Source organism: Butyricicoccus sp., assembly GCF_050872565.1.
Classification (GTDB): Bacteria; Bacillota; Clostridia; order Oscillospirales; family Butyricicoccaceae; genus Butyricicoccus_A.
In genome coordinates this window covers 1-5,178 of sequence record NZ_JBNMHC010000152.1, presented here as the reverse complement: position 1 = coordinate 5,178, position 5,178 = coordinate 1, and the positions used below count along the sequence as shown (strand labels likewise).

The following is a 5,178-nucleotide window of genomic DNA, read 5'->3' as shown; positions in this document are numbered from 1 at the left end:
TTTCGCGTGGTCTCGCTGGGCTGTGTGACGGCACAAGTCGAATCGCATTTTTCCTCTGCCGGTATCAATCAAACGCTGTATGAAGCCTCCGTGACGGTGAGCGCAGATTTTTCGCTTCAGCTGCTGGGCGCGGCTAAAAGCATCACGGTACGGGCAAACTACCCGCTGGAAGAGACCATTCTTGTCGGAGATGTACCAATGATTTCGTCAAATTCCAAATAACCTCTTTTTCTGCACGGATATTTTTGCTATAATAGATATGATTGTTTTAGAAGGGACGGATGGAATGAATATCGCACAGCAGGCAGCGGCTTTGCGGGAAGCCCTGCGTTATCACAATAAAAAATATTATGATGAGGATGCGCCGGAGATTTCGGACTTTGAATATGACCGTATGCTGCGTGCGTTGGAGACATTAGAGGCAGAGTATCCGGAAGTCGATGAACCGGACTCCCCGACGCATCGCGTGGGCGGCAGCGTCTCGGATAAATTTTCTGCCGTGACACATCCGTGGCCGCTGGAAAGTTTGCAGGATGTCTTTTCCTTTGATGAACTGCAAGAGTTTTATACCCGTGCTCATGCGCCGGAGTATGTTGTAGAATATAAAATTGACGGCTTGTCCGTATCTCTGGAGTATGAAAACGGCATTTTTGTGCGCGGCGCGACGCGCGGCGATGGCGTAACAGGAGAAGATGTCACAGACAACCTGCGTGTTATTGAGGATATTCCCAAGACACTGCACGATGCGCCCAAAACGCTGGTTGTGCGCGGTGAGGTGTATATGCGCCGGTCCGTGTTTGATGCCATCAATGCACAGCGTGAGCTGGAAGGCAAGCCGCTGCTTGCCAATCCGCGCAACGCAGCAGCTGGTTCCCTGCGCCAGCTGGACAGCGCGGTGACCAAACAGCGCAAGCTGTCTATTTTCTGCTTTAATATTCAGAACAGCGATGAGCTGCCGTTGACTTCGCATGTGCAGGCACTGGATTATCTCAAACAGCTTGGTTTTCCGGTTTCCCCGCGGTATCCGGTATACACGGATCCGAAAGATATTGAGCGCGAGATTCAGCACATGGGCGATACGCGCGGCGAACTGGATTTTGATATTGACGGTGCCGTGGTCAAGGTCAATGATTTTGCTCTGCGCCGCGCACTCGGCTCGACGGCAAAATATCCGCGCTGGGCATCGGCATATAAATATCCGCCGGAAATCAAAGAGACTATTTTGCGCGATATTGTCATTACCGTCGGCAGAACCGGTGTGCTGACACCAAACGCTGTTTTGGATCCGGTGCAATTGGCGGGAACGACGGTCAGCCGTGCTACCCTGCACAACCGTGATTTTATCCGGGAGAAAGACGTGCGCATTGGCGATACCGTGCGGGTGCGCAAGGCGGGAGAAATCATTCCGGAAATTCTCGGATATGTGCCGGAAAAGCGCCCGGCAAACACCGTGCCGTATGAAATGCCAAAGGTCTGTCCGGTGTGCGGTGCGCCGGTCTTTGAGGACGAAGATGAAGCGGCGATTCGCTGCACCGGCGCGGAATGTCCGGCACAGTTGCTGCGCAATCTCATGCACTTTGTGTCGCGCGATGCGATGGACATTGACGGCTGCGGCCAGGCTGTCCTGCAGTCGCTGATTGATGCCGATTTGGTACATTCAGCCGCGGATTTGTACACGCTGCGCGCAGAACAGGTAGAACCGCTCGAACGCATGGGCAAAAAATCCGCTGAGAATCTCATTGCGGCGATTGAAAAATCCAAGAGCAATGATCTGTCTCGTCTGCTGTTTGCGCTGGGCATTCGGCACATCGGACAAAAAGCAGCAAAGACACTGTCTGCGACATTTGGCTCGCTGGATGCCGTGTTGCACGCGACAGAGGAACAACTGACCGACATCCGCGATATTGGCGGCGCAATTGTGCAGTCCATCGAGGAGTGGCGCGAACAGGAACAGTCCAAGCATCTGATTGAGCGGCTGCGGGAAGCCGGTGTCAATTTCCAAGGCGAACAGCTCGTCAAGAGCGATAAGCTGGCGGGAAAGACCATCGTGCTCACGGGCACGCTGACACTGTTTACGCGCAAGCAAGCGACAGAGCGCATTGAGCAGCTGGGCGGCCGTGCTTCCGGCTCGGTCTCTAAAAAGACAACGTTTGTTGTGGCGGGCGAAAATGCGGGAAGCAAGCTCAAAAAAGCGAATGAACTTGGCATTCCGGTGCTCACAGAGCAGGAATTCCAAGATTTGATACAGGAGGATGAAGAATAATGGCTATTACGAGAGAAAATGTCGAATATATCGCCAATTTGGCGCGCCTTGACCCGAAGGGCAAGGGCTTTGACAAGATTGCAGAGGACATGCAGGAAATCGTTGCAATGGTTGACCAGCTGCAAGAGCTGGATCTGGGCGACATCACGGACTGCATTGATACCGAGCGAAAGAACGCCATGCGTGAGGATGAAGTCGTTCCGTCTTATGACAAGGAAGAAATCCTTGCCAATGCACCGAGCGTAGCATGTGGCGGCGTCAGTGTACCGCGCGTCGTAGAATAAGGGAGGCAACACCATGGAATTGTATCAGAAGACAGCAGCCGAGCTTTCGGCAATGCTGAAAAATAAAGAGGTCAGCTCGGTAGAACTGACCAAGGCTGCGTTTGCGAGAACGGCTGCCGTAGAGGACAAGGTCGGCGCATATATCACCCTGACCGAGGAACACGCGCTGGAGACTGCACAGGCCATTGATGCCAAGCGCGCTGCCGGTGAGGAGCTGTCTCCGCTGGCTGGTGTGCCGGTATCCGTCAAGGATAACATCTGCACCAAGGGCATCCGCACCACTTGTGCATCCCGTATGCTGGAGAATTTCCAGCCGCCATACGATGCAACGGTTATGAACCGTCTGCACGAGGCAGGTCTCGTTATGACCGGCAAGACCAACTTGGACGAGTTCGCCATGGGTTCTTCCTGCGAAAACTCCGCCCTGCAAAAGACCCGCAACCCGCATAATCTGGAGCATGTTACCGGCGGTTCTTCCGGCGGTGCAGCAGCTTCCGTTGCAGCTGGTGAAGTATCTATTGCGCTTGGTTCGGATACCGGCGGATCCATTCGTCAGCCAGCATCTTTCTGCGGCGTTGTCGGTCTGAAGCCGACCTATGGCACGGTTTCCCGTTATGGACTGGTTGCATTTGCTTCTTCTCTGGATCAGATCGGCCCGTTTGCCCGCAGCGTAGAAGATGCAGCTCTGCTGACAGATGTCCTGCGCGGCTATGATAAGATGGATTCTACCAGCTATCCGCGCGAATATGACAGCCTGCACGCTGGCATGAACGCCGACATCAAGGGCATGAAGATTGGCCTGCCGAAGGAATATTTCGGCGAAGGCATTTCGGAAGAAGTGAGCAAGGCGGTTCTGGCTGCTGCTGAGACCTACAAGCAGCTGGGCGCAGAGGTGGTTGAGATTTCTCTGCCGCTGTCCAAGTATGCGCTGCCGATTTACTACATCCTGTCTTCTGCAGAGGCTTCGTCCAATCTGGCACGATTTGACGGCGTCAAGTACGGCTATCGCGCAGAAAAGTTTGACGGCATTATTGATCTGTACGTCAAGTCGAGAAGTGAGGCATTCGGTCAGGAAGTACAGCGCCGTATTATGCTGGGTACCTATGTACTGTCCTCCGGCTACTACGATGCGTACTACAAGAAGGCACGTGCCGCACAGCGTGCGATTCGAGCAGACTATAACAAGGCATTCGAGCAGGTAGACGTCATTATGACGCCGGTAGCACCGACAACTGCCTATAAAATTGGCGAAAAGACATCGGATCCGCTGCAGATGTACATGGGCGATATTTGCACTGTTTCTGTCAACATCGCAGGCCTTCCGGCAATGGTACAGCCGTGCGGCTTTGATGCGAACAAGCTGCCGATTGGTATGCAGCTGATTGGTCCGCGTTTTGGCGAGCAGAAGCTCATCAATGCAGGTCTGGCCTATGAAAAGGCTTCTGGTCTGTCCAACATCGTGGCACTGTAAGGGAGGAATCGTATCATGAATTATGAAGCAGTCATCGGCTTGGAAGTCCATGCCGAGCTTTCTACGAAAACAAAGATTTTCTGCGGATGCAGCACCGCGTTTGGCGCAGAGATTAACACCCATGTTTGCCCGGTTTGCACGGGTCAGCCGGGTGCTCTGCCGGTTCTGAACAAGCAGGTCGTACATTATGCGGCAAAGATGGGTCTGGCTACCCACTGCACCGTCAACCAGCTGTGCAAGTCTGACCGCAAGAACTATTTCTATCCGGATCTGCCGAAGGCATATCAGATTTCCCAGTTTGATGTGCCGATCTGCGAGAACGGTTATGTTGATTTTGAAGTAAATGGTGAGCCGAAGCGCGTTCGCTTTGAGCGCATTCATTTTGAGGAAGATGCAGGCAAGCTGCTGCACGATGAGGGCGAAGGCACAGTTGTTGACTTCAACCGCTGCGGTGTACCGCTGATTGAGATGGTAACGCGCCCGGATATTCATTCCGCCGCAGAGGCAAAGGCATTCCTGGAGACTGTCAAGACGACCCTGTCTTATCTGCAGATTTGCGACTGCCGCATGGAAGAAGGCTCGATTCGCTGCGATGTCAATGTATCGATCCGTCCGGAAGGCTCGGAGACACTGGGCACTCGTGTCGAGATGAAGAACATCAACTCGTTCTCTGCGGCAGAGCGTGCCATTGAGTACGAAGTAAACCGCCAGATTGATGTTGTCTCTGAGGGCGGCACCATTACGCAGGAGACCCGCCGTTGGGACGATTCCCGCGGCAAGAACATGGTTATGCGTTCCAAGGAGGATGCACAGGATTATCGTTACTTCCCGGATCCGGACTTGGTAGCTGTAGAAATCAGCGACGAGTGGCTGGAGCAGATTCGTTCGGAGATTCCGGAGCTGCCGCAGTCGCGCTATAACCGTTACATGGAAGAAATCGGCTTGCAGCCGAAGGAAGCACGCATTCTTGCGGATTCCTTTGACAAGGCTTGCCTGTTGGATGAGGGCGTCAATATGAAGCGTGTTGATGCCAAGAACATCGCAAACTGGATTCTGTCTGATATTTCTAAGTATCTCAATGATAAGAATCTGGAGCTGAAGGACACCAAGCTGACCGCACAGAAGCTGGTTGATATGATTGAGCTGATTGAGAAGAACAC

5 protein-coding genes are annotated in these 5,178 nt (G+C 53.3%); all 5 read left to right on the top strand.

Annotated elements, in window-relative coordinates:
- The coding region (locus ACR0P9_RS07345) for a sporulation protein YunB (RefSeq protein WP_432618772.1) at window positions 1-222 on the top strand (222 nt) is incomplete at its 5' end.
- Window positions 223-286: 64 nt separating this feature from the next.
- On the top strand, window positions 287-2,263 hold the full coding sequence (ligA, locus tag ACR0P9_RS07340; protein WP_432618770.1) for an NAD-dependent DNA ligase LigA: 1,977 nt from the start codon (window positions 287-289) through the stop codon (window positions 2,261-2,263).
- Window positions 2,263-2,547, top strand: coding sequence for an Asp-tRNA(Asn)/Glu-tRNA(Gln) amidotransferase subunit GatC (gene gatC, locus ACR0P9_RS07335; RefSeq protein WP_216470830.1), 285 nt, complete (start codon window positions 2,263-2,265; stop codon window positions 2,545-2,547). The genes ligA and gatC overlap by 1 nt, the downstream gene beginning before the upstream one ends.
- Window positions 2,548-2,560: 13 nt before the next feature.
- Window positions 2,561-4,018: an Asp-tRNA(Asn)/Glu-tRNA(Gln) amidotransferase subunit GatA gene (gene gatA, locus ACR0P9_RS07330; protein WP_432618768.1), complete on the top strand. Its 1,458-nt coding sequence runs from the start codon at window positions 2,561-2,563 to the stop codon at window positions 4,016-4,018.
- A 15-nt stretch (window positions 4,019-4,033) separates the two neighbouring features.
- Window positions 4,034-5,178 (top strand): Asp-tRNA(Asn)/Glu-tRNA(Gln) amidotransferase subunit GatB (gatB, locus tag ACR0P9_RS07325; RefSeq protein ID WP_432618766.1); only part of this gene is annotated, 1,145 nt, incomplete at its 3' end.